Below are 26,342 nucleotides of genomic sequence, written 5' to 3'. Positions count from 1 at the left end.
GTAAGCCTTAAATGGAAGATCTATTCAATCTATTCGAGAAACCGAAGAACCCCCTGCTGTTCAATGCGATCAAAATTTCGGTTGCGTCGCCCGACAAGATCCGTTCTTGGTCCCACGGCGAAGTGAAAAAACCCGAGACGATCAACTATCGCACCTTCAAACCCGAGCGCGACGGGCTGTTTTGCGCAAAGATTTTCGGTCCGACGAAAGATTACGAGTGTAACTGCGGCAAGTATAAACGCATGCGCCACCGCGGCGTGGTCTGCGAGAAGTGCGGCGTTGAAGTCATTCAGTCGAAAGTGCGGCGCGAGCGCATGGGCCACATCGAGTTGGCCACGCCGGTCGTGCACATTTGGTTTTTAAAGAGCCTGCCCAGCCGGATCGGTGCGCTGCTCGATATGTCGCTCAAAGACATCGAGAAGGTGCTTTATTTTGAATCCTATATCGTCCTCGATCCGGGTGAGACGCCGCTCCAATACAAGGAACTGCTCACCGAGACTCGCTATCGCAGAGCGATGGAAGAATATGGCGCCGGCAAGTTCGTCGCCGAGATGGGCGCCGAAGCGGTGCGCAAGCTTTTGAAATCGGTCGATATCAACAAGCTCTCCGAAGACCTGCGCCACGAGATGCGCGACGCCAATTCCGAAGTGCGGCGCAAGAAGATGGCCAAGCGGCTCAAGGTCATCAACGCCTTCAAAGTTTCCGGTAACCGACCCGAGTGGATGGTGCTCGAAGTGATTCCGGTCATTCCGCCGGACCTGCGCCCGCTCGTGCCCCTCGACGGCGGCCGTTTCGCGACTTCTGACTTAAACGATCTGTATCGCCGGGTGATCAACCGCAACAACCGTTTGAAACGGCTGATGGAGTTGAGCGCGCCGGATATGATTATCCGCAACGAAAAACGCATGCTGCAAGAAGCGGTGGATGCGCTGTTCGACAACGGCCGGCGCGGCCGGGCGATCACCGGCCAAAACCGCCGCCCGCTAAAGTCGCTGAGCGACATGCTCAAGGGCAAGACCGGCCGCTTCCGCCAGAACCTGCTCGGTAAGCGCGTCGATTACTCGGGTCGCTCGGTCATTGTCGTTGGTCCTGAGCTGCGACTTCATCAATGCGGTCTGCCAAAGAAGATGGCCCTCGAGCTCTTCAAGCCGTTTATCTACAACAAGCTCGAGGAGCGCGGCCATGTGACGACTATTAAAAGTGCCAAAAAGATGGTCGAAAAAGAGCGGCCGGAGGTTTGGGATATTCTCGACGAAGTGATTCGCGAGCATCCTGTGCTGCTAAACCGCGCGCCGACGCTGCACCGCTTAGGTATTCAGGCCTTCGAGCCAATTCTGATCGAAGGCAAAGCGATCCAGCTCCATCCCTTGGTCTGCGCGGCGTACAACGCGGACTTTGACGGCGACCAGATGGCGGTGCATGTGCCGCTGTCGGTGGAAGCGCAGGTCGAAGCGCGCGCGCTGATGATGTCGACCAACAATATTCTTTCGCCGGCCAACGGCAAGCCAATCATCGTGCCGACCCAAGACATCGTGCTCGGGCTCTACTACATGACCCGCAGCCGCTTGAACGCCAAAGGCAGCGGCCGGGTGTTTAGCAGCCCGGCTGAAGTCCGCATCGCCTACGATCAGGGGGATGTCGAGCTGCAAGCGCCGATCACCGTGCGTATCAATGGCGAGCGGGTTGAGACCACCGCTGGACGCGTGCTGGTATACGATATCGTGCCGCCGATGATTCCATTCAAGGAAATCAATCGCGTCATGAAGAAAAAAGAGCTGGCCAACTTGATCGACATCAGTTATCGCCTGGCCGGCAACAAGGCGACGGTTATCTTGGCCGATCGCTTGAAAGACATGGGCTACGAGAACGCCACCAAGGCGGGCATCTCGATTTCTATTAAAGACATGGTCATACCGCCGAGCAAAGAAGAGCTGCTCAAGAAAGCCCACGACGATGTCCGTGAAATCGAAGAGCAGTACGAAAACGGTCTGATCACCGACGGCGAGCGCTACAACAAAGTTGTCGACATCTGGGCCGAAGTGACCGACCGAATCGCCGACGAGATGTTGCGCGATCTGGGTTCGGAAAAAGCGGTGGATGAGCAGGGCAAAGAGATCAGTGTGCCGAGCTTCAACCCGATCTTTATGATGGCCGATTCCGGCGCCCGTGGCAGCGCGCAGCAGATTCGTCAATTGGCCGGCATGCGCGGCCTGATGGCCAAGCCGTCGGGTGAAATTATCGAGACGCCGATTACGGCGAACTTCCGCGAAGGGTTGACGGTGTTGCAGTATTTCATCTCGACCCACGGCGCGCGCAAGGGTCTTGCCGATACGGCTCTCAAGACCGCGAATTCGGGCTACCTGACGCGGCGCCTGGTCGACGTGGCGCAGGACTCCGTCATTTCCGAAGATGATTGCGGCACCATGGACGGCATTGAGATCACACCGCTCATGGAGGGTGGTGAAATCATCGAGCCGCTCGGCGACCGTGTGCTCGGCCGTGTGGCGCTCGAAGAGGTCAACGATCCATTCACCGGCGAAGTGATCGTGCGCGCGAACCAGGAGATCGACGAAGAATTGGTCCAGCGCATCGAAGATGCCGGCCTGGAGCGAATCAAGATTCGTTCCGTGTTGAGCTGTCAGTCCAAGCGCGGCGTTTGCGTGCTCTGTTACGGCCGCGACCTGGGCCGCGGCCACATGGTCAATCATGGCGAAGCGATCGGCGTCATCGCGGCGCAATCGATCGGCGAGCCGGGCACGCAGTTAACCATGCGGACCTTCCACATCGGCGGTACGGCGAGCCGGCGCGCTGAACAGACGACACTGGAGTCGCGCAACGAAGGCAACGTTCGCTTCATCAACGTCAACACGGTCACCAACAAAGAAGGTGATCTGGTGGTCATGAACCGCAACGGCGAAGTGGCGATCGTTGACTATCCCGAAGGCGAAAAGGGCCGCGCGCGCGAACGCGAGCGCTACCCGGTGGTTTACGGCGCAAAATTCAAAAAGAAAGATGGCGCCAAAATTAAAGCGGGCGAGCTGTTGGCAGAGTGGGATCCTTACACGATTCCAATCCTCACCGAAATTGGCGGTGTCGTGAAGTTCGGTGACGTCGTCGAAGGCGTGACCATGGAAGAAAAGGTCGATGAACGCACCGGCCTGTCGACCAAAGTCATCATCGATTCGAAAGACGTCGGCAAGCGGCCGCGCATCTCGATCAAGGACGTCGCGGGCCGGACCGCCAAACTGACCGGCACCCAAGAGGCGCGTTATCTATTGCCAGTCGGTGCGCACATCAATGTGCCCGAGGGGCAAACGGTTTTTGCCGGAGACGTCTTGGCGAAGATTCCGCGCGAGACGACGAAAACAAAGGATATCACCGGGGGGTTGCCGCGGGTGGCCGAGTTGTTCGAGGCGCGCAAGCCCAAGGAGTTTGCCGTTATCTCGGAGATTGATGGCGTGGTCGCGTTCGGCAAAGACACCAAAGGCAAGCGCAAAGTCATCGTTACGCCTGACATTGGCGAGCCGCGCGAATATCTGATCCCCAAAGGCAAGCATATCAGCGTGCACGAGGGCGACCGAATTCGTGCCGGTGAATCGCTCATGGACGGCTCGTCGAATCCCCACGATATTCTCAATATCTTGGGCGAGAAGGCATTGGCAAAGTATCTCGTTGACGAAGTCCAAGAAATTTACCGACTGCAGGGCGTGCGCATCAACGACAAGCATATCGAAGTGATCGTGCGCCAGATGCTGCGGCGGGTGCGCATCAAAGAGGTCGGTGACACCGATTTCTTGGTCGGCGATCAAGTAGAGAAATGGCGCTTTGACGAAGAAAATCAACGCGCTGTGACGCAGAACGAAAGACCGGCGGTGGCTGAGCCGTTGCTTTTGGGTATCACCAAGGCGTCTTTGTCAACGGAAAGCTTTATCTCGGCGGCTTCGTTCCAGGAGACGACCAAAGTGCTCACCGAGGCGGCGATCCACGGCAAGGTCGATCTGCTCTGCGGTCTCAAAGAGAACGTGATCATGGGCCGTTTAATTCCAGCAGGCACGGGCATCGGCAAATACAACAAGACCGAAATCGAGCTTGAGGAGCCGGACGGCGACGGTGAAGTGCGCGCGGCCGCGGAGGCGTGAGCACTTTGACAAGTGGAGATTATTTTGTTAGTAAATTGGATTTTCCAGCGACGCATATTGGTAAGCTAAAGGAGCATCGCGGAGTGGGTTGTTCAGCGAGATTCTATGCCTACGATTAATCAGTTGATTCGAGAAAGTCGGGAGAAACAGCGGCGCAAGAACACTGCGCCGGCGCTGCAAAACTGCCCGCAGAAGCGCGGTGTTTGCACGCGCGTCTATACCTCGACGCCTAAAAAGCCAAACTCAGCGCTACGCAAAGTGGCCCGCGTGCGGTTAACCAACGGCATCGAAGTGACTTCTTACATTCCCGGCGTCGGGCATAACTTGCAAGAACACTCAGTGGTGCTGATCCGCGGTGGCCGTGTGAAGGACTTGCCGGGTGTGCGCTATCACATCATCCGCGGAACATTGGATTCCATCGGCGTGCAAGACCGCCGCCAGGGCCGTTCGAAGTACGGCGCCAAGAGGCCGAAGTAACATGCCGCGCAAAGGTGAAGTCAAGAAGCGAGAGATTCTGCCCGACCCAAAGTATGGGGACAAGCTCGTTGCTAAGTTTGTCAACACTATTATGAATCGGGGCAAGAAGAGCGTTGCCGAGTCTATTCTGTATCGTTCGCTCGATATTGTGACGGCGAAAACCAAAGAGGACTCCCTGGGGATTTTTAAACGGGCGCTGGACAACACGCGACCCACCGTCGAAGTGCGCTCTCGGCGCGTCGGCGGCGCGACCTATCAAGTGCCCGTCGAAGTCCGGCCGCAGCGCCGGTTGTCGCTGAGCATGCGCTGGCTGATCGACGCTGCCCGTGAGCGGGCGGAAAAGTCAATGGAAGAAAAGTTAGCGGCCGAGTTGATTGACGCGGCGAATAATCGGGGAACCGCGATCAAGAAAAAAGACGATACTCACCGGATGGCGGAAGCCAACCGGGCCTTTGCCCATTATCGTTGGTAGCCGTCTAGTATTTTAGGTTTTCTATAAAGGAGGCGTTCACCGCCTCCTTTTTTTCCGTTCAACGCAGAGTATATGGCGCGAACCGTAGCATTAGAGAAGACCCGCAATATCGGCATCATGGCGCACATCGATGCGGGCAAAACTACGACCACCGAGCGGATCCTGTACTACACCGGGATCAACTACAAGATCGGTGAAGTGCATGAAGGCACTGCGACCATGGACTGGATGGTCCAGGAGCAGGAGCGCGGCATTACTATCACTTCGGCGGCGACCACCTGCTTTTGGCGCGACCACCGGGTCAACATCATCGATACGCCGGGTCACGTGGATTTTACCATCGAAGTAGAGCGCTCCTTGCGCGTGCTTGACGGCGCGGTTGCGGTTTTCTGCTCGGTCGGTGGCGTTGAGCCGCAGACCGAAACCGTCTGGCGCCAGGCGGACAAGTACGGCGTGCCGCGTTTGGCATTCATCAACAAGATGGATCGGCTCGGCGCCGACTTTTATCGTGTCGTCAACATGATCAAGGACCGCTTGGGCGCCCGTCCGGCGGTGTTGCAGTTGCCCATCGGCGCGGAAGACAAGTTCGTCGGCCTCGTCGACTTAGTGAAGATGAAAGCAGTTGTCTGGGAAGAAGAAAGTCTGGGCGCAAAATTTCATGAAGAGGCGGTTCCAGCCGACATCAAGGCCCAGGCCGACGAATATCGCGAAAAGCTCTTGGAAGCGGCCGCTGACTGCGACGAAGCGATTATGGAAAAGTATCTCGAGGGCAAGCCGGTCGGCGAAGAGGAGCTGCGCAGCGCGCTGCGCGCCGGCACCCTGTCGTTGAAAATAGTGCCGATTGTCTGCGGCTCGGCTTTCCGCAACAAGGGCGTTCAGCCCATGCTCGATGCGGTGGTTGAATACCTGCCCTCGCCGGTGGATATCCCGCCGATTAAGGGCGTCAATCCCGATTCCCAAGCCGACGAGAATCGCCCGGCCAAAGATGATGCGCCTTTTTCCGCTCTTGCTTTCAAAATCATGACCGATCCCTTCGTGGGAACTTTGAGTTTCTTCCGGGTCTATTCCGGGTCGCTCAACTCCGGCGCAAGCATTTACAACTCGACCAAAGGCAGGCGGGAGCGCATCGGCCGGCTGCTAAAGATGCACGCCAACAAGCGTGAAGAGATCAAGGAAGTCTACGCCGGCGATATCGCGGCGGCGGTCGGTCTGAAGACGGCGACGACCGGCGACACTCTGTGCGACGAAGAGGAGCCGATTATTCTTGAGTCCATCGATTTTCCCGATCCGGTTATTTCCATCGCCATCGAGCCCAAAAGCAAAGCTGATCAAGAAAAATTGGGTCTTTCGCTGCAGAAGCTAGCCACCGAAGATCCGTCGTTCAAAGTGCGCACCGATGAAGAAACCGGTCAGACGATTATTTCCGGCATGGGTGAGCTGCACTTGGAAATCATCGTCGATCGGTTGCTGCGCGAATTCAACGTCGGCGCCAACGTCGGCAAGCCGCAGGTTGCGTATCGTGAAACAGTTCGCAGAGCAGTGGAACAACAGGGCCGCTTCGTGCGCCAGACCGGTGGTCGCGGTCAATACGGCGACGTTTGGATTAAGCTCGAACCGCAAGAAGCCGGCAAAGGCTTCGAGTTTGTCGATGCCATCAAGGGCGGCTCCATCCCGCGCGAATACATTCCGGCCGTTGAAAAAGGCATCAAAGAAGCCACCGACAATGGCACATTGGCCGGTTACCCGGTGGTCGATGTCAAAGTGACATTGTTCGACGGCAGCTATCACGACGTCGATTCATCGGAAATCGCTTTTAAGATCGCCGGCTCGATGGCTTTCAAAGAAGCCTGCCGCAAAGCAAGCCCAGTGCTTTTGGAACCGATCATGTCCGTTGAAGTCGTGGTTCCCGAGGACTTCATGGGCGACGTGATCGGCGATCTCAATTCGCGGCGCGGCAAAGTGTTGGGGATGGATACCCGGCCGGCGGCGCAGGCGATCGACGCCCGCGTGCCCCTGGCGCAGATGTTTGGCTATGCGACCGATCTGCGCTCGATGACCCAAGGGCGCGCAACTTACACCATGCAATTTTCTCACTACGAACCAGTGCCTGCGGCGGTGGCCGAAGGAATTGTTGCCAAGTTCACTGGCAAGTCGGATGACAAGGTATGAACGAAAAGATTCGGATTCGGTTAAAGGCTTACGACCACCGCGTGCTCGACCAATCGGTGGGTGAGATCGTCGAGACGGTGCGTCGCACGGGAGGCAGGGTGGCGGGGCCGATTCCTTTGCCGACGCGCATCGAGCGTTTCACCGTGAACCGTTCGCCCCATGTCGATAAAAAATCGCGCGATCAATACGAGATCCGGACGCACAAACGTTTGCTCGATATTTTAGAACCGACGCAGCAGACCGTCGACGCGTTGGGCAAGCTCGACATTGCCGCCGGCGTCGATGTGGAAATTAAGCTCCAGTAGCAAGGCGTCGGAGCAGCGAGATAATTGGATATCACTATGAACGGGCTCATCGGCAGAAAAGTTGGCATGACGCAGTACTACAATGCGGAGGGTAACATTATCCCGGTTACCGTGATCGAAGCCGGTCCCTGTGTGGTAGTGCAGAAGAAGGAAGCCGCCACCGACGGTTACAACGCCGTGCAGGTGGGCTTTGGCGAGAAAAAAAACCAACGCGTCAACAAAGCGATGCAAGGCCACATGGCGAAAGCTGGCAAGGGGGCGTTTGCGGTGCTGCGCGAGTTTCGCCTTGACGATGTCTCGCATTACTCTGTCGGCCAGGAGATTAAGGTGGCCGATCTGTTCAAGGCGGGCGACTTCATCGATGTCGCCGGAACTTCTAAAGGCCACGGTTACGCTGGGGTTATCAAACGCTGGTCCTTTGCCGGTTTCCCCGGTTCCCATGGCACGCACGAATACTTCCGCCACGGTGGTTCGATCGGCAACCGTTCCTACCCGGGTCGTGTGCGCAAAGGCAAAAAGATGGCCGGCCATTGGGGCGATGAGCAAGTTTCAACGCAGAACCTTGAAGTCGTCGATGTGCGCGCCGAACAAAATCTCATGTTGATTAGAGGCGCGGTCCCGGGCGTGAAGCAGGGTGTGGTGATTCTGCGCCGCGCTGTCAAAGGTTAAGAGCCATGGAACTTCGTAAGATCGAGCCAAACCTGAATCCAGCTATTTTCGGTGTCAAAACTCGGCCTTCGCTGTTGCACCAGGCAGTGGTCATGCAGTTGGCCAACCGCCGGGCTGGAACGGCTGCGACCAAGTCCAAAGGCTTTGTCAGCGGCGGCGGCAAGAAGCCATGGAAACAGAAGGGCACCGGCCGCGCCCGTTCCGGCAGCATTCGCTCACCGATCTGGGTCGGTGGCGGCACGGTTTTCGGTCCGACGCCGCGCGATTATTCCTATCGTATGCCGCGCTCGGCGCGCAAAGAAGCTCTGCTCTCGGCGCTCAGTCTCAAGAAACAGGACGGTAAGTTGATCGTCGTCGACAAACTCGAACCGGAGCAGCCGAAGACCAAGATCATGGCCAAGGCGCTCGCCGATCTGGAGATCAAGTCTGCATTGATCGTGATCGATCGGGCGGACGACAAAGTCGAGCGCTCCGCGCGCAACTTGCCCAAGGTCAAGGTGCTGCGCGTTGCGGGCTTGAATGTTTACGATCTGATGCGCTATGAGCACTTGATTTTGACCGAAGCAGCGCTCAAGGCGCTCGAAGAGAGGTTGGCGGCATGAAGGGGCCACAGGACGTTATTCAAGCGCCTTTGATCTCGGAAAAGGGTTCGCTCTTGGCCGAGACGACCAATCAGGTCTTGTTCAAGGTCAAGCCTGACGCGAACAAGATCGAAGTCAAAAAGGCCGTCGAAGCGCTATTCAAAGTGAAAGTGGAAAAAGTTCGCTTGGCCCGCTATCTCGGCAAAGTCCGCCGCATCGGCCGCAGCATGGGGCGGCGTTCGCAATGGAAAAAGGCCTACGTAACGCTCAAAGAAGGCGATCGCATCGATTTTTTTGGCGGCGCGTAGAGAGAGCTAAATCATGGCAATCAAGACTTATAGGCCCACTTCCGCAGGCATGCGTTTTCGCACCGGGCTGACGTTCGATGAAATTACGCCCAAGCGTCCGGAGAAGGGGCTAAGCGAGGCGCTTAGGCGCAGCGGCGGCCGCAGCAACACCGGCCGCGTGACGGCGCATCATCGCGGCGGCGGCCACAAGCGTTTGTACCGGTTGATCGATTTCAAGCGCAATAAAAAAAATATCCCGGCGAAAGTTGAAGCGATCGAATACGATCCCAACCGCACGGCGCGCATCGCGCTGTTGTGCTACGCCGACGGTGAGCGGCGCTACATTCTGGCGCCGGAAAAGCTCCAAGTGGGAGCTTCGGTGATCGCCGGCGATGATAACATCGACATTCAACCGGGTAATTCCTTGCCGCTAAAGTTTATCCCGGTTGGCACGGTCGTGCACAACGTCGAGCTCAAGATCGGCAAGGGCGGGCAGTTGGTGCGCAGTGCCGGCTCGGGCGCGCAATTGATGGCGAAAGAGGGCTCCTACGCGCTCCTCAAGCTGCCGTCGGGGGAGCTGCGCAACGTCTTGGCCGAGTGCCGCGCCAGCATTGGCCAACTCGGTAACTTGGATCAAGAAAACGTCTCCATGGGCAAGGCCGGTCGGATGCGCTGGTTGGGATTTCGCGGCGCCACTCGCGGTATAGCGAAGAACCCGGTCGATCATCCCCATGGCGGTGGTGAGGGGCGGTCTAAGGGCAATCATCCGATGACGCCTTGGGGCAAGCCCACCAAAGGCTACAAGACGCGCAAAAATCATCAATCCGACAAGTATATCGTCAAGGGAAGGAAGGCTAAGTAGTCATGGCGCGTTCGGTAAAAAAAGGCCCTTTCATTGACGAGCACCTGGTAAAAAAGATCGCCGCGATGAATCAGTCACGGCAGAAACAGGTGGTGCGCACCTGGTCGCGCCGCTCGACGATCACTCCGGACATGGTGGGTCATACCATCGGAGTGCACAACGGTAGAAAATTCATTCCCGTTTTTGTTTCGGAAAACATGGTGGGCCACAAGCTTGGCGAGTTTTCGCCGACCCGAACATTTTATGCCCATTCGGGCGATCGGAAGTCCGAAGCCAAGGAGACTTCAGGAGCGCCGCGGGCGGCGCCGGGGGCGGCGCCCGCCAAGTCGTAAGTGTGTTAGGGTCTGGTTCGCTGATTTGTAGATCTTTTTATGGAAACGCGCGCAGTTACTAAATTTGTCCGGATCTCGCCGCAAAAAATGCGCTTGGTGATCGATCAGATTCGCGGCAAGGGCGTCGAAGAAGCGCTCAACATTCTCAAGTTCGTGCCCAAGCGCTCAGCCGGGGTGATCACCAAGACGCTGCGCACGGCGGTCGCCAATGCGGAGAGCACCCAGAGCGTCGATGTCGATCGGCTCTATGTCAAGCGCGCCACGGTGGACGGCGCCGGCATGTGGAAGCGTTTTATGCCGCGGGCGCAGGGGCGGGCTACTAAAATTCGTAAGCGCCTGAGCCACGTGACGATCGTCCTCGACGAAGCCAGCGAGAGGAGTTAAGGCCTGATGGGTCAAAAAACGCATCCGAAAGTTTTTCGCCTCGGGGTGATCGAAACCTGGGACTCCAAGTGGTTTGCGCGCGGCGATTATCCGAAGCTCTTGCATGAAGATTTTGACGTTAAGAAGTTTTTGAAAAAGCGGCTCTATCACGCCGGCATCTCGAAGATTGAAATCGAGCGGGCGGCGAACAAAGCGAAGATCAATATTCATACGGCTCGGCCGGGAATCGTCATCGGCAAAAAGGGCGCCGAGATCGAAAAGCTCAAAGAAGAGATCACCAAGCTGACGCGCCGTGAGACGTATATCAATATTCATGAAGTGCGCCGCCCCGATCTGGATGCGCAATTGGTCTCGGAGAACGTCGCGCTACAGCTCGAGCGGCGCGTGGCCTTTCGCCGCGCCATGAAAGAAAGCGTCTCGCGCGCCATGCGCATGGGGGCGCAGGGCGTCAAGATTCAATGCGCCGGCCGTTTGGGCGGCTCGGAAATCGCCCGTACGGAGTGGTACCGCGAAGGGCGGGTGCCCTTGCACACACTGCGCGCCGACGTCAACTATGGCTTTGCCGAAGCGCGCACAACCTACGGCATCATTGGCGTGAAAGCCTGGATCTTTCGCGGCGAAGTGTTGACCGAAGAAGAACAGCAGCAAAAAGCGATGTTGGGTGGCTGAGATAGTTTGACCGAACAAAAAGACCAGTAACATGCTCGAACCAAAAAAAGTAAAGTACCGAAAATTGCAGAAGGGGCGGCGCCGGGGCTCGGCGCAGCGTGGCTCGACCTTGGCGTTTGGCGATTTCGGGCTCAAGGCCATGGGCCGCGGCTGGATGAGCGCGCGCGAGATAGAGGCGGCGCGCGTGGCGTTAACTCGTTACTTGAAGCGCGGCGGCAAAGTTTGGATTCGTATTTTTCCCGATAAGCCGTTGACCAAAAAACCGCTGGAAACCCGCATGGGAAAAGGCAAAGGCGCGCCGGAAATGTGGGTGGCGGTGGTGCAGCCTGGGCGCATCCTGTTCGAAATGGAAGGCGTCGAAGGGGCGCTCGCGCGCGAGGCTTTTCGTCTGGCCTCGCACAAATTGTCCATCCCGACAACGGTGGTAGAACGGAGAGCGCAGGTTCATGGAAGCTAAAGATTTGCGCGCCATGAGCGCCGACGAATTGAGTCAGAAGCGCACCGAACTGCGCGAAGAGATTGGCCATCTAAAGTTGAAGCGCGCTACCAGCCGGCTGGAAAATCCAATGGTGTTGCGCCAGACCAAGCGGGATCTGGCTCGCGTCGAAACGATTTTGCGACAGATGGCGCTAAAAGGATAGGAAGGGCGCAGCATGAGCACGAGAGGTTTAACCAAAGAGCGCAATGGGTTGGTGGTCAGCGACCGGATGCAGAAAACCGTGGTGGTGTCACTGGAGCGCACTGTCATGGATCCAAAGTACAAAAAGTACATGAAGCGCCGCACCAAAGTAAAAGCCCATGACGAAACCAATCAATGCCACATCGGCGATCGCGTCATGATCGTCGAATGCCGGCCACTGAGCCGCGATAAGCGTTGGCGTGTGAGCAAGGTCTTAGAGCGCGCGAAGACAACGGAATCGGGGCCGGCGAGTACCTAAAGGGGTGAAGCCGGTCGAGGTTGAATCATGATTCAGACAAAAACGGTGTTGGATGTGGCGGATAACTCGGGGGCGAGGCGGGTTCAGTGCATCAAAGTGCTGGGCGGCAGCAAGCGCAAGTATGCGGCGATTGGCGATATCATCGTTGTTGCTGTCAAGGAAGCGATCCCCAACGGCAAGGTGAAAAAGGGCGATGTCATGAAGGCGGTGGTGGTGCGCACCGCCAAGGAGACTGGGCGGCCGGACGGCTCGTACATTCGCTTCGATAATAATTCGGCGGTGTTGATCGACAATCAAAAGGAACCGGTGGGCACCCGTATCTTTGGACCGGTGGCGCGTGAGCTGCGCGCTAAGAAGTTCATGAAAATTATTTCGTTAGCTCCGGAAGTATTGTAGCCGGCGGCGGTATAAGAAATTTGGGAGAACGTGCGCGTGGAGATTCGCAAAAACGACAGCGTAATGGTCATTGCCGGCAAAGAACGCGGTAAGACCGGTAAGGTCCTGCGTGTGCTGCCGGACAAAGACCGAGTGATCGTCGAGCGGCTCAACATGGTCAAGCGGCACAGCAAGCCTAGAGGGCCGCAGCAACCCGGCGGTATTGTCGAGAAGGAAGCCGCCATCCATGCCTCGAATATCATGATCATGTGCGATAAGTGCAACGCGCCGGTGCGCATCGGTCATAAAATCTTAAGTGACGACAAGAAAATCCGTATTTGCCGGCGCTGCAATGAAGCTTTGGATTGATAAACGCCCATGGCACGACTGAAAGACAAATATAAGAACGAAGTGGTCGCGGCGATGACGCAGGAGTTTGACTACAAGAACGTCATGCAGGTGCCGCGCTTGGAAAAGATTACGATCAACGTCGGTTTGGGCGAGGCGACGCAAAACGCCAAAGTGGTGGACAGTGCGGTGGGCGATATTACCGCCATCGCGGGGCAAAAACCGGTGGTGACTAAGGCCAAAAAAGCCATCGCCAATTTCAAACTGCGCGAGGGCATTCCGATCGGCTGCATGGTTACCCTCCGGCGCGAGCGCATGTATGAGTTTCTCGACCGCCTGATCCACGTGGCGCTGCCGCGGGTCCGCGACTTCAAGGGCATCTCGGACAAGTCCTTCGACGGTCGCGGCAACTACTCGCTGGGGCTGCGCGAGCAGATCATTTTCCCGGAGATCTCCGCCGACAAGGTGGATAAAACCCGAGGCATGACAATCACGATAACGACGACTGCAAAGTCGGACCCGGAAGGGCGTGCCCTGCTTAAGCTTATGGGAATGCCGTTCGCGAGCTAATACTTTAGGGAGAAGGCCATTGGCGAAGACTTGTCTACGAATCAAAGCGGAACGACCGAATAAGTTCAAAGTGCGAGAATACAATCGCTGCCCGCTCTGCGGCCGGGCGCGCGCCTTTTTTCGGCGCTTTCGCATGTGCCGGCTGTGCCTGCGCGATCATGCGCGCAAGGGCCATATTCCGGGTTTGATCAAGGCCAGCTGGTAGGCAGCGGAGATTCACATGGGAATGACTGATCCAATCGCCGATATGCTAACCCGCATTCGCAACGCCGCTCGGGCGCGCCACCAAAAAGTTTCGGTGCCCTACTCGCGAGTGAAAGAAAACATCGCCAAGGTGATGGTCGATGAAGGTTATTTAAAAGAGCTGAAAAAAGTCAAAGCCGCTGCAGGCGGCGGCGATGAGCTGCTGATTCAACTGCGCTTTGACCGTGAGAATCGGCCGATCATTGCCGGCATGAAGCGGGTCAGCAGCCCTGGCCGCCGTGTCTATGTCGGCACCCAGGATGTAACGCCGATCCGTAAAGGCCTGGGCATCAATATCTTATCGACGCCGCGTGGGATTCTGGTGGACCGTGAAGCACAGAAAGCCAAGGTCGGCGGCGAGCTGTTGTGTTCGATTTGGTAAGCGGAGTGTAGCAACCCTCGGTGCTTTTAGAGGTGTAAAGTGTCGCGTATTGGAAAGCTGCCCATCACTATCCCCAACGGGGTCAAGATCGCCGTGCAAAGCAGCGACGTGCGGCTCGAAGGTCCCAAGGGGAAGTTGCAAACCTCGATTCCCGCGGGCGTTAGCGTCAAAGTCGACGGCAACGTAGTGCGGGTCGAGCGCGCCAACGACGAGCGCAAGATGCGTGCACTGCATGGCCTGACACGCAAACTGATCGCCAACATGGCCCAAGGGGTAAGCGCCGGTTTTAGCCGCGTGCTGGAGATTAACGGCGTTGGCTACCGCGCCGAAGTCAAGGGCCAAGAGGTGCACATGACGCTCGGCTATTCGCATCCCGTGGTGTTTAAGCTGCCTGCGGGGATCTCGGCGGCGGTGGAACGGCAGGTGGTGATCACCTTGAGCGGCGCTGACCGCCAGGTGCTGGGCGAGACCGCGGCCAAGATTCGCGAGCTGCGCGGCCCGGAACCGTACAAGGGCAAGGGCATCAAGTACCGTGAAGAATTTATTAAACGCAAAGCCGGCAAGGCCGTGGGTTCCGGCGGCGGCTCTTAGTTTTGAGTTTTTGAGGTTGGTCTATGTCGAGCAAGAAGAATATTAGCCCACGGGTGCGGCGCCAAGCGCGGGTGCGTAAGAAGCTCACGGGCAGCGACGCGCGGCCGCGGGTTTGTGTGTTTCGCAGCAATAAGCACATCTATGCGCAAGTGATTTCCGACGCTCAAGGCAAAACCTTGGCGGCGGTTTCGAGCCTGTCGGACGGCATCCATGACGGCAAGGGCATTGAAGTCGCGAAACAGGTGGGGATGGCGCTTGCCAAGCTGTGCAGAGAAAAAAATATTAATCAGGTGGTTTTCGACCGCAACGGATTTCTCTATCACGGCCGCGTCAAAGCGGTGGCCGACGGCGCCCGTGAAGGCGGATTGCAATTTTAACCGCGCTAGCGCGAAGATGAGGTCTCTTTGGAACGGATTGACTCGCAGGGTCTAGAGCTCAAAGAAAAAGTCGTTCACATCAGCCGCGTTGCCAAAGTGGTCAAGGGTGGGCGACGCTTTAGTTTCAGCGCGCTGGTGGTGGTTGGGGACAATCACGCGGTGGTCGGTTACGGCATGGGTAAAGCGAACGAGGTGCCGGAAGCGATTCGCAAGGGCCTTGAGCAGGCCAAGAAGAATCTGATCCGTGTGCCGGTCATGGACGGCACGATTCCGTTTGAAGTGACCGGTCATTTTGGCGCGGGCTATGTCATGCTCAAGCCCGCCTCCGATGGAACCGGCGTTATCGCGGGCGGCGGCGTGCGGGCGGTGGTGGAGGCGGCGGGCATTCAAAATGTATTGACCAAATGCATTGGCTCTAACAATCCGCACAACATGGTGAAGGCGACCTTCGAGGCCTTGCGCGATCTGCGCACGCCCGACGAGATCGCCGATCGGCGCGGTAAAGTTTTGGCGGAGATTCGCTAATCATGAAACTGGATGAACTGAAACCGGCTCCCGGGTCAAATCGCAAGCGCAAGCGGGTGGGGCGGGGTGACGGCTCGGGGCATGGCAAAACTTCTTGCCGTGGTCACAAAGGTCAAGGGGCGCGCTCCGGCGGCAATATCGCCCCCGGCTTCGAAGGCGGTCAGATGCCGCTGCAGCGGCGCCTGCCAAAGCGCGGCTTTCGTAGCCCTTTTAAAGTGGACGTGGCGGTGATTAATTTGCAGCAGCTCGAAGTCTTCGATGCTGGCAGTGAGATTACGCCGCAAGCCCTGTCAGAAAAGGGTTTGGTGCGCGGCAAAGAGCGGCAAGTGAAAATTCTTGGCGACGGCGCGTTGTCCAAAGCGTTGACGGTCAAAGCCCACGGGTTTTCCGCCAAAGCCAAAGAAAAAATCGAAGCAGCCGGCGGCAAGACGGAGTTGATCGCGATCCATGCTTAGTGGATTTCAGAACGCGGCGCGCGTTCCCGAGCTCAAGAAGCGGCTGTTGTTTACCGCGGCGATGCTAGCGGTTTACCGCTTGGGCGTTCACGTGCCGACGCCGGGAATCGATCGCCAGGCGATGGCGGCTTTTTTCGAACAACAAAAGGGCACGCTGTTCGGCTTTCTCAACCTATTTTCGGGCGGCGCGCTGGAACAGTTTTCGGTTTTTTCGTTGGGTATCATGCCCTACATCAGCGCGTCGATTATCCTGCAATTGCTGACGGTCGTCTTTCCGTATCTGGAGCGGCTATCCAAAGAAGGTGAAGCCGGCCGCCGGAAAATTACCCAGTACACGCGCTATGGCACGGTGGTCTTGTCGATCGTTCAAGGCATCATGATCAGCGTCGGATTGGAAGGCACGCGCGGCCCAGGTGGCCATAGTTTGGTGCTCGACCCGGGCTGGAATTTCCGCATCATGACCGTGATCACCCTGACTTCCGGCACCGCGTTTATCATGTGGCTGGGCGAGCAGATCACCGAACGGGGCATCGGTAACGGCATTTCGCTGATCATCTTTGCTGGCATAGTGGCCGGGCTGCCGTCGGCCGTGGCCACTACTTTCCAATTTGTTCGCGAGGGTGAGATGGGTGTGCTGGTGGCCCTGCTGATTTTGGTCCTGAGCGTGCTTGTGGTGGGCGCCATCATTTTTGTCGAGCGGGGTCAACGGCGGATTCAGGTCCAATATGCCAAACGCGTCGTCGGGCGCAAAATGTACGGCGGCCAGACTTCGCATTTGCCGCTCAAGATCAACACCGCCAACGTGATTCCGCCGATCTTTGCCTCGTCGATCTTGATCTTTCCGGCAACGCTGGCGCAGTTTGCCAACTATCCTTGGGTGCAAGCGGTCTCCACGGCTCTCGCTCCCGGTGCCTGGCTGCACGATGTCGTTTTTGTCGTCTTGATTATCTTTTTTGCGTTTTTCTACACCGCTGTGGTTTTCAATCCGGCGGACGTCGCCGAGAACATGAAGAAGTTTGGCGGTTATATTCCGGGCATTCGGCCCGGCCCGAAGACCGCCGAGTTTATCGAGCGCGTGCTGTCACGCATCACGTTGAGCGGCGCTATTTATCTTTGCATCGTATCGCTCTTGCCGACGATCTTAGTGGGTCAGTTCAACGTGCCCTTTTACTTTGGCGGCACGGCGCTGTTGATCGTCGTTGGCGTTGCCCTCGACACCGTGGCCCAAATAGAGACGCACCTGATTTCGCGCAACTACGAGGGTTTCATGAAGCGAGGCCGGCTGCGCGGGAGACGAGGGTAGGCTTGGCCAAGGCAATTCGGCTGGTTTTGCTGGGTGCGCCCGGGGCAGGCAAGGGCACTCAAGCGAAGCTGTTGCAAGAAAAGTTTGCTGCGCCGCAGATATCGACGGGGGATATCTTGCGCAAGGCAGTAGCCGATCAGACCGCGTTGGGCAAACAGGCCGCCGATTTCATGAACCGAGGTGCGCTGGTGCCCGACGATCTGATTATCAACATAGTCGGCGAGCGCCTGGCGGCTGACGATTGCAAGCAGGGTTTTATCCTTGACGGCTTTCCGCGCACCATCCCCCAGGCCGAAAGCCTGGACGCAACGTTGAAACGCATGGGGCAGCCGCTCAATTGCGTGCTTTCGGTGCGGGTGCCGCACGCCGAAATCGTTGAACGGTTGTCCGGTCGCCGCACTTGCCGGAAATGCGGCGCGCTGTTCCATATTACCTTCGACCCGCCCCGCGCTCAGGGGGTATGCGATAAGTGCGGCGGCGAGTTGTTTCAGCGGGACGACGATCAGGAAGCCACCATTAAGAAGCGTCTCGATGTTTACGAAAGTCAGACGGCGCCGCTGGCGAGCTACTACGCCAAGCAAGGTTTGTTGCGTGAGGTGGATGGGGTCGGCACTATCGATGAGATTCGCACCCGGGTGTATGCGGCGCTAGGAGATTTAGTGCAGTGATCTCGCTCAAGACGGCTCGAGAAATCGGGATCATGCGGCGGGCAAATGTGATTGTTGCGGAGGTGCTGGAGGAGCTAAAGAAAAGTGTGGCCCCGGGCGTTACGACTTTGGATCTCGACGCCATCGCCGAAGAGATGACGCTAAAGAGAAGCGCCATCCCGGCGTTCAAAGGCTACAACGTTGCCGGGCGGATTTATCCGCGCTGCTTGTGCGCGTCGGTGAACAACGAAATCGTTCACGGCATACCGTCCAACCGGGCGTTGCGCGAAGGCGATATCATTGGCCTCGACTACGGTGTGATTTACGAAGGTTTTTATGGCGATTCGGCGGTGACGGTGGGGGTGGGAAAGATAAGCGACGAGGCGCGGCGGCTGATGGCAGTGACAGAGCATTCGCTCTATGAAGCGATCCAGCAGCTGCATGAAGGTAAACGGCTCGGCGACTTGGGCCATCGCGTGCAGGAGATTGCCGAGGGCGCCGGCTATTCGGTGGTGCGCGCGTTTGTCGGCCATGGCATCGGCAAGAGGCTGCACGAGGAGCCGCCGGTGCCGAACTACGGCGAGCCAGACCGCGGCATCCGTCTGAAGGAAGGCATGGTGCTGGCGATCGAACCCATGGTCAACATCGGCGGCTACGAAGTGGAGATTCTCGACGACGGCTGGACCGCGGTGACCAAGGACGGCAGCCTGGCGGCGCATTTTGAGCACTCGGTAGCGGTGACCAAGAACGGTCCGTACATTTTGAGCCAACTTTAATGGGATGTAAGCAGATGCGCGAAGCAATCTATGGCTAAAGAAGATGCGATCGAAGTCACCGGCACGGTGCTAGAGACTCTGCCCAACGCGATGTTTCGCGTTAAGTTGGACAACGGTCACAAAGTCCTGGCCCATATTTCCGGCAAGATGCGCATGCACTACATCAAAATTCTGCCGGGCGACAAGGTGAAAATCGAGCTGTCGCCCTACGATTTGGCGCGCGGCCGAATCGTGTTCCGCGAGCGATAGGAGCGAGTCGTGAAAGTAAGAGCCTCGGTGAAAAAGATTTGTAACAAATGCAAAGTGATCCGGCGCAAGGGCGTGGTCCGCGTGCTGTGCGAAAACACCAAGCACAAACAGCGGCAAGGATAGTGTAATCGAAAGAGTTGTAGGGGCGACCGGCTGGTCGCCCGCCACTGAAATCTGAAATTTGGGATCTGGAATTTGAAATTCCGAACGAAGTGAGGATCTATGGCGCGTATCGCAGGCGTTGATCTACCCCGGGCCAAGCGCATGGAAGTTGCGCTAACCTACATTTATGGCATTGGCCGGAGCATGTCGCGAAGCATCCTGAAACAGGCGGGTATCAACCTCGATCTCAAGAGCGACGATTTGACCGACGATGACGTCGTCAAGATCCGCACTGTCATCGATCAAAGCTACAAAGTCGAAGGCGATCTGCGCCGCGACGTGACGGCGAATATCAAGCGCCACCTCGATATGAACTCCTATCGCGGTTTGCGCCATCGCAGGAATCTGCCGGTGCACGGGCAGCGCACCCACACCAATGCGCGCACGCGCAAGGGGCCGCGTAAGACGGTGGCCGGCAAGAAACAAGCGCCGTCCAAGGGCTAAGCGAATTTAGGAGAATCGATTTTATGGCAAGAGCTGACGAAGGCGGCGAAGAGAAAAAAGAAGCCGGTAAGGGCGAAGATAAGGCGGCGGCGCGCAAGCGGCGCGGCAGAAAAAACATCGCCGAAGGCGTGGTGCACATCCATTCGACGTTTAACAACACCATCATCACGATTACCGACTATCAAGGCAACGTGATTTCCTGGTCGAGCGCCGGTGCCATGGGTTTCAAAGGCTCGCGCAAGGGGACTCCCTTCGCGGCCCAGCAAGCCGCCGATAGCGCGGCAAAGAAAGCGATGGACCATGGCTTGCGCAGCGTGCAAATTTTCGTGCGCGGCCCGGGCGCCGGCCGGGAATCGGCGTTGCGCGCGTTACAGTCCGCCGGTATCAACATTAGCTTGATCAAAGACGTAACCCCGATACCCCACAATGGTTGCCGTCCGCCGAAGCGTCGACGGGTTTGATTAGCGAGAGGAGGAAGGATTGGCTAGATACACCGATTCCGTGTGCCGCCTATGCCGGCGCGAGAATTTAAAGCTGTTTCTCAAGGGTGAGCGCTGCTATTCCGACAAGTGCGCCATCGAACGGCGCAACTATCCGCCAGGGCAGCACGGCCAAGGGCGGCCGAAGTTTTCCGAGTACAGCATTCAGCTGCGCGAAAAACAAAAGGTCAAGCGCATGTACGGCCTATTGGAAAATCAATTTCGCCGTACCTTTGCCGAAGCGGCGCGTACTAAAGGTATTACCGGCGAGACCCTGTTGATTTTGCTGGAACGGCGCCTTGACAACGCCACCTACCGGCTTGGCTTTTCCAGCTCGCGCGCCGAGGCGCGCACCCTGGTGCGCCAAGGGCATATTTTGGTGAACGGCAAGAAGGTCAATATTCCTTCGTATTCCGTGCGCGTGGGCGATGTCATTTCCATCAAAGAAAAGAGCCGGCAGATGGGCCGCGTGTTGACCGCGCTCGAAGGGGCACAGCGCCGCGGCGTGCCGGATTGGGCGGAGTTGGACCGCGAATCGTTTAGCGGGCGCATCAAAATCTTCCCCACGCGCAGCGACATTACGATGCCCATAAACGAAAAATTGATCGTCGAGTTGTATTCGAAGTAATTCGGATAGCGGGGAGAAACCATGTCCATCATGTATAAACATTGGGAGGAGTTGATTAAACCGAAGCAATTGGAGGTGGATGAAAAGAGCCTGGGCGCCACGTACGGTAAGTTTTACGCTGAGCCCTTTGAGCGCGGCTATGGCCAGACCATCGGCAATTCGCTGCGCCGCATCCTCTTGTCTTCGCTCATGGGCGCATCGATCGTCGCCGTGCGCATCAAAGGCATTCTACATGAGTTCTCGACCGTTGCCGGCGTTACCGAGGACGTCACCGATATCATTTTGAATTTGAAAGAAGTGCGCCTGCGCGCCCATGAGGGCGAGGCGCAAACATTGAAGATCGAAGCCAAGGGGCCTGGCGTGGTGACGGCGAAGGATATCATTGCGCCGCCGTCCATCGAAGTGCTCAACCCCGAGCATAAGATCGCCACTCTGTCGCGCGATGCCAAGTTGGAAATGGAAATGATCGCCAAGCTGGGCCGCGGCTACGTGCCGGCGGAGCGCAACAAGGAAGAAAACCTGCCGGTGGACACGATTTTCATCGACGCGGTCTTCTCGCCGGTGCGCAAAGTAAACTTCAGTGTCACCAACGCGCGCGTCGGCCAGCGCACCGACTATGACCGCATCGTATTTGAAGTGCACACCGACGGCAGCGTCAAGCCCGACGATGCCATGGCCTACGCCGCCAAGATTTTGCAAGACCAGCTGAGCATTTTCGTCAACTTTCAGGACGAGCCGCGCGCCGAAAAGCGCGACGATGGGCCGTCGATTCCGCTTAACGACAATCTGTTCCGCAGCGTCGATGAGTTAGAGTTTTCCGTGCGCTCGCAAAACTGTTTGCAAAACGCCGATATCAAATACATCGGCGAGCTGGTGCAGAAATCAGAGCAGGAAATGCTCAAGACCAAGAACTTTGGCCACAAGTCGCTCAACGAGATCAAGGAGATCCTGCGCGAAATGGGCTTGGAGCTGGGCATGAAGGTCGACCACTTTCCGCCGCGTGAAGAGATAGACGCGCGCAAGCGCGCCCAGCAGAAAGAGACCGCTTAAGCCATGCGTCACCTAAAGTCAGGCCGGCAGCTAAGCCGCAACTCCAGCCATCGCTGGGCGCTCATGCGCAATTTGGTTACGGCGCTGTTGCGCGAAGAAAAAATTCAAACCACCGATGCCAAAGCCAAGGAGCTGCGGCGCTGGGCCGATCGTGTGATCACACTCGGTAAACAAGGCAGTTTGCACGCGCGCCGCCAGGCGCTGGCGATCGTGCAAGACAAGCTGGTTGTGCGCAAACTGTTCGACACCATCGCGCCGCGCTTCAAAGACCGCCCCGGCGGCTATACCCGCATCATCAAGATCGGCATCCGCCGCGGCGACGCCGCGCCGGTCTCGATTATCGAGCTGGTGGTCGGTGCCGAGGAAAAAGTCGCGGCGCCGAAAAAAGGCCGCCGTGCGAGACGGCGCGAAGCCCAACAACAGGCGCAGCAGCGCGCCTAGTCTCCAACCGAGAACTCGGAAAGGCCGGAGAGCGGTTTACCGCCTCCGGCTTTTTTGTGCTGTTTGTCTATCTACTTATTGAGTCGTGGATGGATTTGGGTGCGTTCGCCTGTAGATTTTTCCCTGCACCACTATCGCAAAGTTCATGCGCTGATCGTCGTCTTGAAGCCTTTTGTACGTTTGTGGGCGCTATTGGGCAACGACTATCGAGTGTCGATATGATGGCACACTAATTGGATTCTACCGTCAGGAGCTTTTACTGAGAGACAGTCCTGCCGTTATCCGCGACGACACCCCGATGGCAGGAGTTCCGGAAACGGCCGATCTACTCGGGCCGCTGCAAGAGCCATTTACGCCAAAACAAAGATGGGAGCGATCACAGCTATGGATATGTCTGCCAAAGTTTTTTGTTTGCACCGCAGATTAGTTTTTTTGGTTTTTGGGGCTCTGGTGGTTTGCCTGCCGTTGGTGACGCACCAAGATGGATGGGGGCAGACGGTTGCCGGCTGCGAGTCCGAAGGCGGCCTCGCTGGCCGCGCGGATATTCTCAAGTGTGAGCCGTGGGAGTCCACAACATGGCACCAAGGCGGCTGGTACCGCGACCAAGGCGACACGGGAAGCGCGCTCGACGGCCGGCGTTTCTATCGCTACCCGGTGGATGCCGCCTCGGTGGCCAGTACGCAGATCGTCACAACGGGCTGTCTCTCCGGCTCCTGTCTTAAAGTCAACATGAACAGTTGGCGGAACGGTGGCGGCGCGTACATGGCGCAGAACTGGATTATTCCCGGCCAGGGCGGATGCAGCCACGCGACGCTTGGATGCGTTCCCCAACAAGAAATCTATATGCGCTACTATATGAAATTGGCTCCGAACTTCGACCCGGAGAATTACGCGACTTCCGATGGGTCGCCACAGGGCGGCGGTGGAAAATTTCCTGGCCTGTCCGACGCAACCAATGGTTATCAGAACACGCCCAGCGAACAGTGTGGCAATGGCGGCGAGGGGCCGACCCGTGGGACGGAATGTTGGTCGTTGCGTCTGACTTATCAGATCTGCGGTGTCGGGGCGAACGGATGGCGCAACCCATGCGCGGAAGGCGGCAACCCCAATGCCACAACGCGTTTTGGCTGGTACCCCTATCTGTACTGGGATGGTGTCAATGGCGGCACCCGCTATTCAGCTATCTATTGGGATGGTGATGGGCGCGGCAGTATGAACGGCCCCTGCACTAGCACCTACGGTTTCGGTGGCGGCCCATACGGCTCCACGCCGGCCTGCGGCTACGGGGTTCCGGGTTTAGTCAATGACAAATGGTATTTAGTCGAGGTCCACGTGAAAATGAACACTCCCGGGCAGGCTAACGGCGTTATGGAGGCTTGGCTTGACGGCGAGCTGCGCTACCAAAAGACCAATGTCAATTTCCGCAACGTCGGGCATAACAATTTGGGCGTCCGGGCGGCCTGGTTCAATGTCCTTGCCGGCGGCAGCGGCGTCGCTATGAAAGAGGACACGTATGTTTTGTTCGATCAGCTGGTGATCGCCACCGGAGCGAGACCTGGCCCGTGGACGGCAGGCTCTGGAGTTACACCGCCTCCCCCACCGCCGGTTGTTATCACGCCGCCTCCCCCTCCGCCTCCCACCATACCTCAACCGGTGACGGTCATCACCGCAACCAATCTCGGCATCACCGGTGAAGACAAGGTTGGAAAAATGAATCAAAACACGCCCAACGGAACCGCGGATTTTCATATCGCGGCTGGCGGCCTGCGCGCGACCCCAACGAGGGTGAGAATCACAAGCAATTCCGGTGGCATCTGGGAGACCCCTTTCAACGGACAGAATTGGATCATCGCAACCCAGTACGATGGTCAAGGTAACGCACACTTCTGGTTTGAGCCTTTCGCTTCCAGCATTTTCCGAGTCCAGGTCTGGTATTCCGATGGCACGACCGCAACAGCCGATGCGGGCAATGCCCCGGCAGCGAGCGGCGGCCAATTCCGGGCGATCAACTTGGGAGTGACGGGCGAGGACAGAGTGGGGGAAATCAATCAGACCAGCGGCAATGGCAAGGCTGATTTCCACATGAGTGTCTCCGGCCTGCGCGGCACACCGAATAAAGTGACGATTGTCAGCGACACCGGCGGTGTTTGGGAAACCCCGTTCAATGGCTACAATTGGATCATCGCAACTCAGTACGATGGTCAAGGCAGCGGCCATTTTTGGTTCGAACAGTATCCGTCAAACCGATTTCGTGTCATCGCGCGCTACGCTGATGGTTCCAACGATGACGTGGAAGCCAGCAATACAGGTGGCGGTGTAACCGGCAGCGCTCCGCTGCGGGCAAGTTATTTAGGTATCACTGGCGAAGACAAGGTGGGACGAGTTAATCAGACGGCTCCAAATGGTGCCGCCGATTTCCACGTGAGCGTTTCGGGATTGCGCGGCCAGGCCCGCAGGGTGACCATCCTGAGCGACACCGGTGGCGTTTGGGAAACTCCGTTCAATGGCTACAACTGGATTGTCGCAACGCAATACGACGGTCAGGGCAACGGCCACTTTTGGTTTGAACAGTATCCGTCGAATCGCTTCCGCGTTATCGTGTACTACGCGGACGGTTCCATGGATCAGGCGGATGTTTTGTAAGGACGCCCCGATTCAGTCAGCTTCTTCCTTAGATAGTCACCGTACTGGTTTTCTACGCCACCGGGCCAAACCATAGATGGCAGCTGCTCCAAGAAGGAGGAGAGATGCGGGTTCTGGCACACTTGCGGTAAGTGAGTTGAGTTCAACGTTATCCAAGATGAGCCCGATGTCGTCCGTGGCACCGACGTCGGTTTGACCAAACTGAATACGCGCGATGTTGGTATTGGCTCCCGGCGTGAAGGTCAGAGTGAACACGCTGAAACTGGCAGCACTCGGCAAAGTCTGGCTACCGAAATGTTCCAAAGCCCCATCGGAATTGAGGTCGATTCCGTATGTCACTGTATTCGGCGCGTCTCCGCGCTGGGAGCCAGCGAGGCTGAACTTCAGTTCATACGTCACGCCCGCCACAAGAGATAATGCACCCGACCGCATGACGCCTGGATCACGTGCAGTGCCATCAAGGTCGACATATCTTCCGTTGCCCGGGAGTAAATCGAAGAAATTCGGATTTCCAATAAGGTCTACGGTGCCATTGGTGACAGTCCACTGCAGGAATGAATTGTAGTTCACCCCGAGAGTTTCGACATTAAAATTATCACTAAAGATCGGTGCTGCCCGGCCAGTTCCAGGGACTAAGCAAAAGACTAAGGCGAGTAAACCAAGAAACCTCTTCAGCATCTAACACTCCAGTTTTTGGTCTGTCGTAGATAACCAGCTAGAACACAAAACAACGCCCACACGCGACTCAAACACCGAAATCTGGGGCCGCTCTGGCAAATTTATACCATTCTGACGCAATTATTGCGCCTTGTTGTATGTATTTGAAATAACTATGTTTTTGTTGTCTCGTACTTGAGTGATGTGTAAAGTTTTGTTGCATTTTATTGCGACCAATTTTTTCCAATATCTAACCTCTTGTGCCATATAGTGAATTTTCAAATTGGGATTGTAATTTTTATGACCACTCTTCTGCAAATGATGACAAAAATGCGGTTTCTTTCTAGTTCTTGGTAATGCTCAAGGTTATTGCACACGAAGAAAGGCATCGGCCCGTTGATCGCGGGCCGATGCCGTTGTGAGCGAAGTTACCTCAGGCGAGCGTTCTGCTCGCGCCGGATGACGGCGGCGCCGACTAATCCAGCACCTACAGTAGTCAGTAGCAGTGAAGAGGGTTCCGGAGTTTTGCGCCGGCAATCCGGTTGCGCTGATGCTGGCTGACCAGGAGGCCGACACGTTGCTCTCACAGCTAGTCGCATTGGTGCGCAAGCAAGTGCCATTGGCGGCGGTCCAGACGAGCTGAAACTGGCTGGGATCGCCTGGACCGGCGCCGTCATCAACTTTGCCTTGCGCGACGTCGATCCGTGAACCAA

At 57.1% G+C, this 26,342-nt stretch carries 37 protein-coding genes; 35 read left to right on the top strand and 2 right to left on the bottom strand.

Annotated elements, in window-relative coordinates; genetic code table 11:
- Positions 1-11: 11 nt before the first annotated feature.
- From rpoC to FJ145_07640, 35 genes are all read left to right on the top strand, one after another.
- Positions 12-4,139, top strand: coding sequence for a DNA-directed RNA polymerase subunit beta' (gene rpoC / locus FJ145_07810; protein MBM4261332.1), 4,128 nt, complete (start codon positions 12-14; stop codon positions 4,137-4,139).
- A 105-nt stretch (positions 4,140-4,244) separates the two neighbouring features.
- Complete coding sequence (locus FJ145_07805) at positions 4,245-4,616, top strand: 30S ribosomal protein S12 (GenBank protein MBM4261331.1); 372 nt, start codon at positions 4,245-4,247, stop codon at positions 4,614-4,616.
- Between the two features lies 1 nt (position 4,617).
- Complete coding sequence (rpsG, locus tag FJ145_07800; GenBank protein MBM4261330.1) at positions 4,618-5,088, top strand: 30S ribosomal protein S7; 471 nt, start codon at positions 4,618-4,620, stop codon at positions 5,086-5,088.
- A gap of 72 nt (positions 5,089-5,160) precedes the next feature.
- Positions 5,161-7,257 (top strand): elongation factor G, encoded by a 2,097-nt coding sequence (gene fusA / locus FJ145_07795; GenBank protein ID MBM4261329.1) that lies wholly within the window; start codon positions 5,161-5,163, stop codon positions 7,255-7,257.
- Positions 7,254-7,562, top strand: coding sequence for a 30S ribosomal protein S10 (rpsJ, locus tag FJ145_07790; protein ID MBM4261328.1), 309 nt, complete (start codon positions 7,254-7,256; stop codon positions 7,560-7,562). Before fusA ends, rpsJ begins: the two co-directional genes overlap by 4 nt.
- A gap of 36 nt (positions 7,563-7,598) precedes the next feature.
- Entirely contained in the window at positions 7,599-8,231 is a 633-nt protein-coding gene (locus tag FJ145_07785; protein MBM4261327.1) for a 50S ribosomal protein L3, read from the top strand.
- Between the two features lie 5 nt (positions 8,232-8,236).
- On the top strand, positions 8,237-8,833 hold the full coding sequence (gene rplD / locus FJ145_07780; protein MBM4261326.1) for a 50S ribosomal protein L4: 597 nt from the start codon (positions 8,237-8,239) through the stop codon (positions 8,831-8,833).
- Positions 8,830-9,120: a 50S ribosomal protein L23 gene (locus FJ145_07775; GenBank protein MBM4261325.1), complete on the top strand. Its 291-nt coding sequence runs from the start codon at positions 8,830-8,832 to the stop codon at positions 9,118-9,120. Before rplD ends, FJ145_07775 begins: the two co-directional genes overlap by 4 nt.
- A gap of 13 nt (positions 9,121-9,133) precedes the next feature.
- Positions 9,134-9,961 carry a 50S ribosomal protein L2 gene (gene rplB / locus FJ145_07770; GenBank protein ID MBM4261324.1) on the top strand — a complete coding sequence of 276 codons (828 nt, stop codon included), beginning with the start codon at positions 9,134-9,136 and terminating at the stop codon, positions 9,959-9,961.
- 2 nt (positions 9,962-9,963) lie between these two features.
- Positions 9,964-10,293 carry a 30S ribosomal protein S19 gene (gene rpsS, locus FJ145_07765; protein MBM4261323.1) on the top strand — a complete coding sequence of 110 codons (330 nt, stop codon included), beginning with the start codon at positions 9,964-9,966 and terminating at the stop codon, positions 10,291-10,293.
- Between the two features lie 39 nt (positions 10,294-10,332).
- Positions 10,333-10,677: a 50S ribosomal protein L22 gene (locus FJ145_07760; GenBank protein MBM4261322.1), complete on the top strand. Its 345-nt coding sequence runs from the start codon at positions 10,333-10,335 to the stop codon at positions 10,675-10,677.
- A gap of 6 nt (positions 10,678-10,683) precedes the next feature.
- On the top strand, positions 10,684-11,346 hold the full coding sequence (rpsC, locus tag FJ145_07755; protein ID MBM4261321.1) for a 30S ribosomal protein S3: 663 nt from the start codon (positions 10,684-10,686) through the stop codon (positions 11,344-11,346).
- 31 nt (positions 11,347-11,377) lie between these two features.
- Positions 11,378-11,803, top strand: coding sequence for a 50S ribosomal protein L16 (gene rplP / locus FJ145_07750; GenBank protein ID MBM4261320.1), 426 nt, complete (start codon positions 11,378-11,380; stop codon positions 11,801-11,803).
- Positions 11,793-11,987, top strand: coding sequence for a 50S ribosomal protein L29 (gene rpmC, locus FJ145_07745; GenBank protein ID MBM4261319.1), 195 nt, complete (start codon positions 11,793-11,795; stop codon positions 11,985-11,987). The genes rplP and rpmC overlap by 11 nt, the downstream gene beginning before the upstream one ends.
- A gap of 12 nt (positions 11,988-11,999) precedes the next feature.
- Positions 12,000-12,284, top strand: a complete 285-nt coding sequence (gene rpsQ / locus FJ145_07740) for a 30S ribosomal protein S17 (GenBank protein MBM4261318.1) — start codon at positions 12,000-12,002, stop codon at positions 12,282-12,284.
- A gap of 27 nt (positions 12,285-12,311) precedes the next feature.
- The gene (rplN, locus tag FJ145_07735) at positions 12,312-12,680 is read left to right on the top strand and encodes a 50S ribosomal protein L14 (protein ID MBM4261317.1); all 369 of its coding nucleotides are present in this window, start codon (positions 12,312-12,314) and stop codon (positions 12,678-12,680) included.
- 30 nt (positions 12,681-12,710) lie between these two features.
- Positions 12,711-13,028 (top strand): 50S ribosomal protein L24, encoded by a 318-nt coding sequence (locus FJ145_07730; GenBank protein ID MBM4261316.1) that lies wholly within the window; start codon positions 12,711-12,713, stop codon positions 13,026-13,028.
- 9 nt (positions 13,029-13,037) lie between these two features.
- The gene (rplE, locus tag FJ145_07725) at positions 13,038-13,577 is read left to right on the top strand and encodes a 50S ribosomal protein L5 (protein MBM4261315.1); all 540 of its coding nucleotides are present in this window, start codon (positions 13,038-13,040) and stop codon (positions 13,575-13,577) included.
- A 19-nt stretch (positions 13,578-13,596) separates the two neighbouring features.
- Positions 13,597-13,782, top strand: a complete 186-nt coding sequence (locus FJ145_07720) for a type Z 30S ribosomal protein S14 (GenBank protein MBM4261314.1) — start codon at positions 13,597-13,599, stop codon at positions 13,780-13,782.
- A gap of 15 nt (positions 13,783-13,797) precedes the next feature.
- Positions 13,798-14,202, top strand: coding sequence for a 30S ribosomal protein S8 (rpsH, locus tag FJ145_07715; protein MBM4261313.1), 405 nt, complete (start codon positions 13,798-13,800; stop codon positions 14,200-14,202).
- 39 nt (positions 14,203-14,241) lie between these two features.
- On the top strand, positions 14,242-14,793 hold the full coding sequence (locus tag FJ145_07710; protein MBM4261312.1) for a 50S ribosomal protein L6: 552 nt from the start codon (positions 14,242-14,244) through the stop codon (positions 14,791-14,793).
- Between the two features lie 23 nt (positions 14,794-14,816).
- Positions 14,817-15,170, top strand: coding sequence for a 50S ribosomal protein L18 (locus FJ145_07705; GenBank protein ID MBM4261311.1), 354 nt, complete (start codon positions 14,817-14,819; stop codon positions 15,168-15,170).
- Positions 15,171-15,197: 27 nt separating this feature from the next.
- Positions 15,198-15,695, top strand: coding sequence for a 30S ribosomal protein S5 (locus tag FJ145_07700; GenBank protein ID MBM4261310.1), 498 nt, complete (start codon positions 15,198-15,200; stop codon positions 15,693-15,695).
- Positions 15,696-15,697: 2 nt separating this feature from the next.
- Positions 15,698-16,150 carry a 50S ribosomal protein L15 gene (locus tag FJ145_07695; GenBank protein MBM4261309.1) on the top strand — a complete coding sequence of 151 codons (453 nt, stop codon included), beginning with the start codon at positions 15,698-15,700 and terminating at the stop codon, positions 16,148-16,150.
- Entirely contained in the window at positions 16,143-17,453 is a 1,311-nt protein-coding gene (gene secY / locus FJ145_07690) for a preprotein translocase subunit SecY (protein MBM4261308.1), read from the top strand. The genes FJ145_07695 and secY overlap by 8 nt, the downstream gene beginning before the upstream one ends.
- A gap of 14 nt (positions 17,454-17,467) precedes the next feature.
- Positions 17,468-18,121 carry an adenylate kinase gene (locus tag FJ145_07685; GenBank protein ID MBM4261307.1) on the top strand — a complete coding sequence of 218 codons (654 nt, stop codon included), beginning with the start codon at positions 17,468-17,470 and terminating at the stop codon, positions 18,119-18,121.
- Entirely contained in the window at positions 18,118-18,876 is a 759-nt protein-coding gene (map, locus tag FJ145_07680) for a type I methionyl aminopeptidase (protein MBM4261306.1), read from the top strand. The genes FJ145_07685 and map overlap by 4 nt, the downstream gene beginning before the upstream one ends.
- A gap of 30 nt (positions 18,877-18,906) precedes the next feature.
- The gene (infA, locus tag FJ145_07675) at positions 18,907-19,125 is read left to right on the top strand and encodes a translation initiation factor IF-1 (GenBank protein ID MBM4261305.1); all 219 of its coding nucleotides are present in this window, start codon (positions 18,907-18,909) and stop codon (positions 19,123-19,125) included.
- A 9-nt stretch (positions 19,126-19,134) separates the two neighbouring features.
- Positions 19,135-19,248 carry a 50S ribosomal protein L36 gene (rpmJ, locus tag FJ145_07670; protein ID MBM4261304.1) on the top strand — a complete coding sequence of 38 codons (114 nt, stop codon included), beginning with the start codon at positions 19,135-19,137 and terminating at the stop codon, positions 19,246-19,248.
- A 99-nt stretch (positions 19,249-19,347) separates the two neighbouring features.
- Complete coding sequence (rpsM, locus tag FJ145_07665; protein ID MBM4261303.1) at positions 19,348-19,731, top strand: 30S ribosomal protein S13; 384 nt, start codon at positions 19,348-19,350, stop codon at positions 19,729-19,731.
- A 23-nt stretch (positions 19,732-19,754) separates the two neighbouring features.
- The gene (gene rpsK / locus FJ145_07660) at positions 19,755-20,192 is read left to right on the top strand and encodes a 30S ribosomal protein S11 (protein ID MBM4261302.1); all 438 of its coding nucleotides are present in this window, start codon (positions 19,755-19,757) and stop codon (positions 20,190-20,192) included.
- Positions 20,193-20,211: 19 nt separating this feature from the next.
- A complete protein-coding gene (gene rpsD / locus FJ145_07655; protein MBM4261301.1) occupies positions 20,212-20,838 on the top strand; it encodes a 30S ribosomal protein S4 in 627 nt (208 codons plus the stop codon).
- A gap of 30 nt (positions 20,839-20,868) precedes the next feature.
- A complete protein-coding gene (locus tag FJ145_07650; protein MBM4261300.1) occupies positions 20,869-21,888 on the top strand; it encodes a DNA-directed RNA polymerase subunit alpha in 1,020 nt (339 codons plus the stop codon).
- Positions 21,889-21,891: 3 nt separating this feature from the next.
- Positions 21,892-22,329: a 50S ribosomal protein L17 gene (locus tag FJ145_07645; protein MBM4261299.1), complete on the top strand. Its 438-nt coding sequence runs from the start codon at positions 21,892-21,894 to the stop codon at positions 22,327-22,329.
- 384 nt (positions 22,330-22,713) lie between these two features.
- Positions 22,714-24,972, top strand: a complete 2,259-nt coding sequence (locus tag FJ145_07640) for a hypothetical protein (GenBank protein ID MBM4261298.1) — start codon at positions 22,714-22,716, stop codon at positions 24,970-24,972.
- 36 nt (positions 24,973-25,008) lie between these two features.
- Here the strand turns inward: FJ145_07640 and FJ145_07635 are convergent, their stop codons facing one another.
- Both FJ145_07635 and FJ145_07630 read right to left on the bottom strand, forming a co-directional pair.
- Positions 25,009-25,650, bottom strand: a complete 642-nt coding sequence (locus FJ145_07635) for a PEP-CTERM sorting domain-containing protein (GenBank protein MBM4261297.1) — start codon at positions 25,648-25,650, stop codon at positions 25,009-25,011.
- A 407-nt stretch (positions 25,651-26,057) separates the two neighbouring features.
- Positions 26,058-26,306, bottom strand: a complete 249-nt coding sequence (locus FJ145_07630) for a PEP-CTERM sorting domain-containing protein (protein MBM4261296.1) — start codon at positions 26,304-26,306, stop codon at positions 26,058-26,060.
- Positions 26,307-26,342: the final 36 nt, after the last annotated feature.

The sequence above is a fragment of the Deltaproteobacteria bacterium genome (assembly GCA_016874755.1).
Taxonomy (GTDB): domain Bacteria; phylum Desulfobacterota; class Binatia; order UBA9968; family UBA9968; genus DP-20.
Note: the sequence above shows the minus strand (reverse complement) of the source record. Positions and strands in the feature narration are given on the sequence as shown.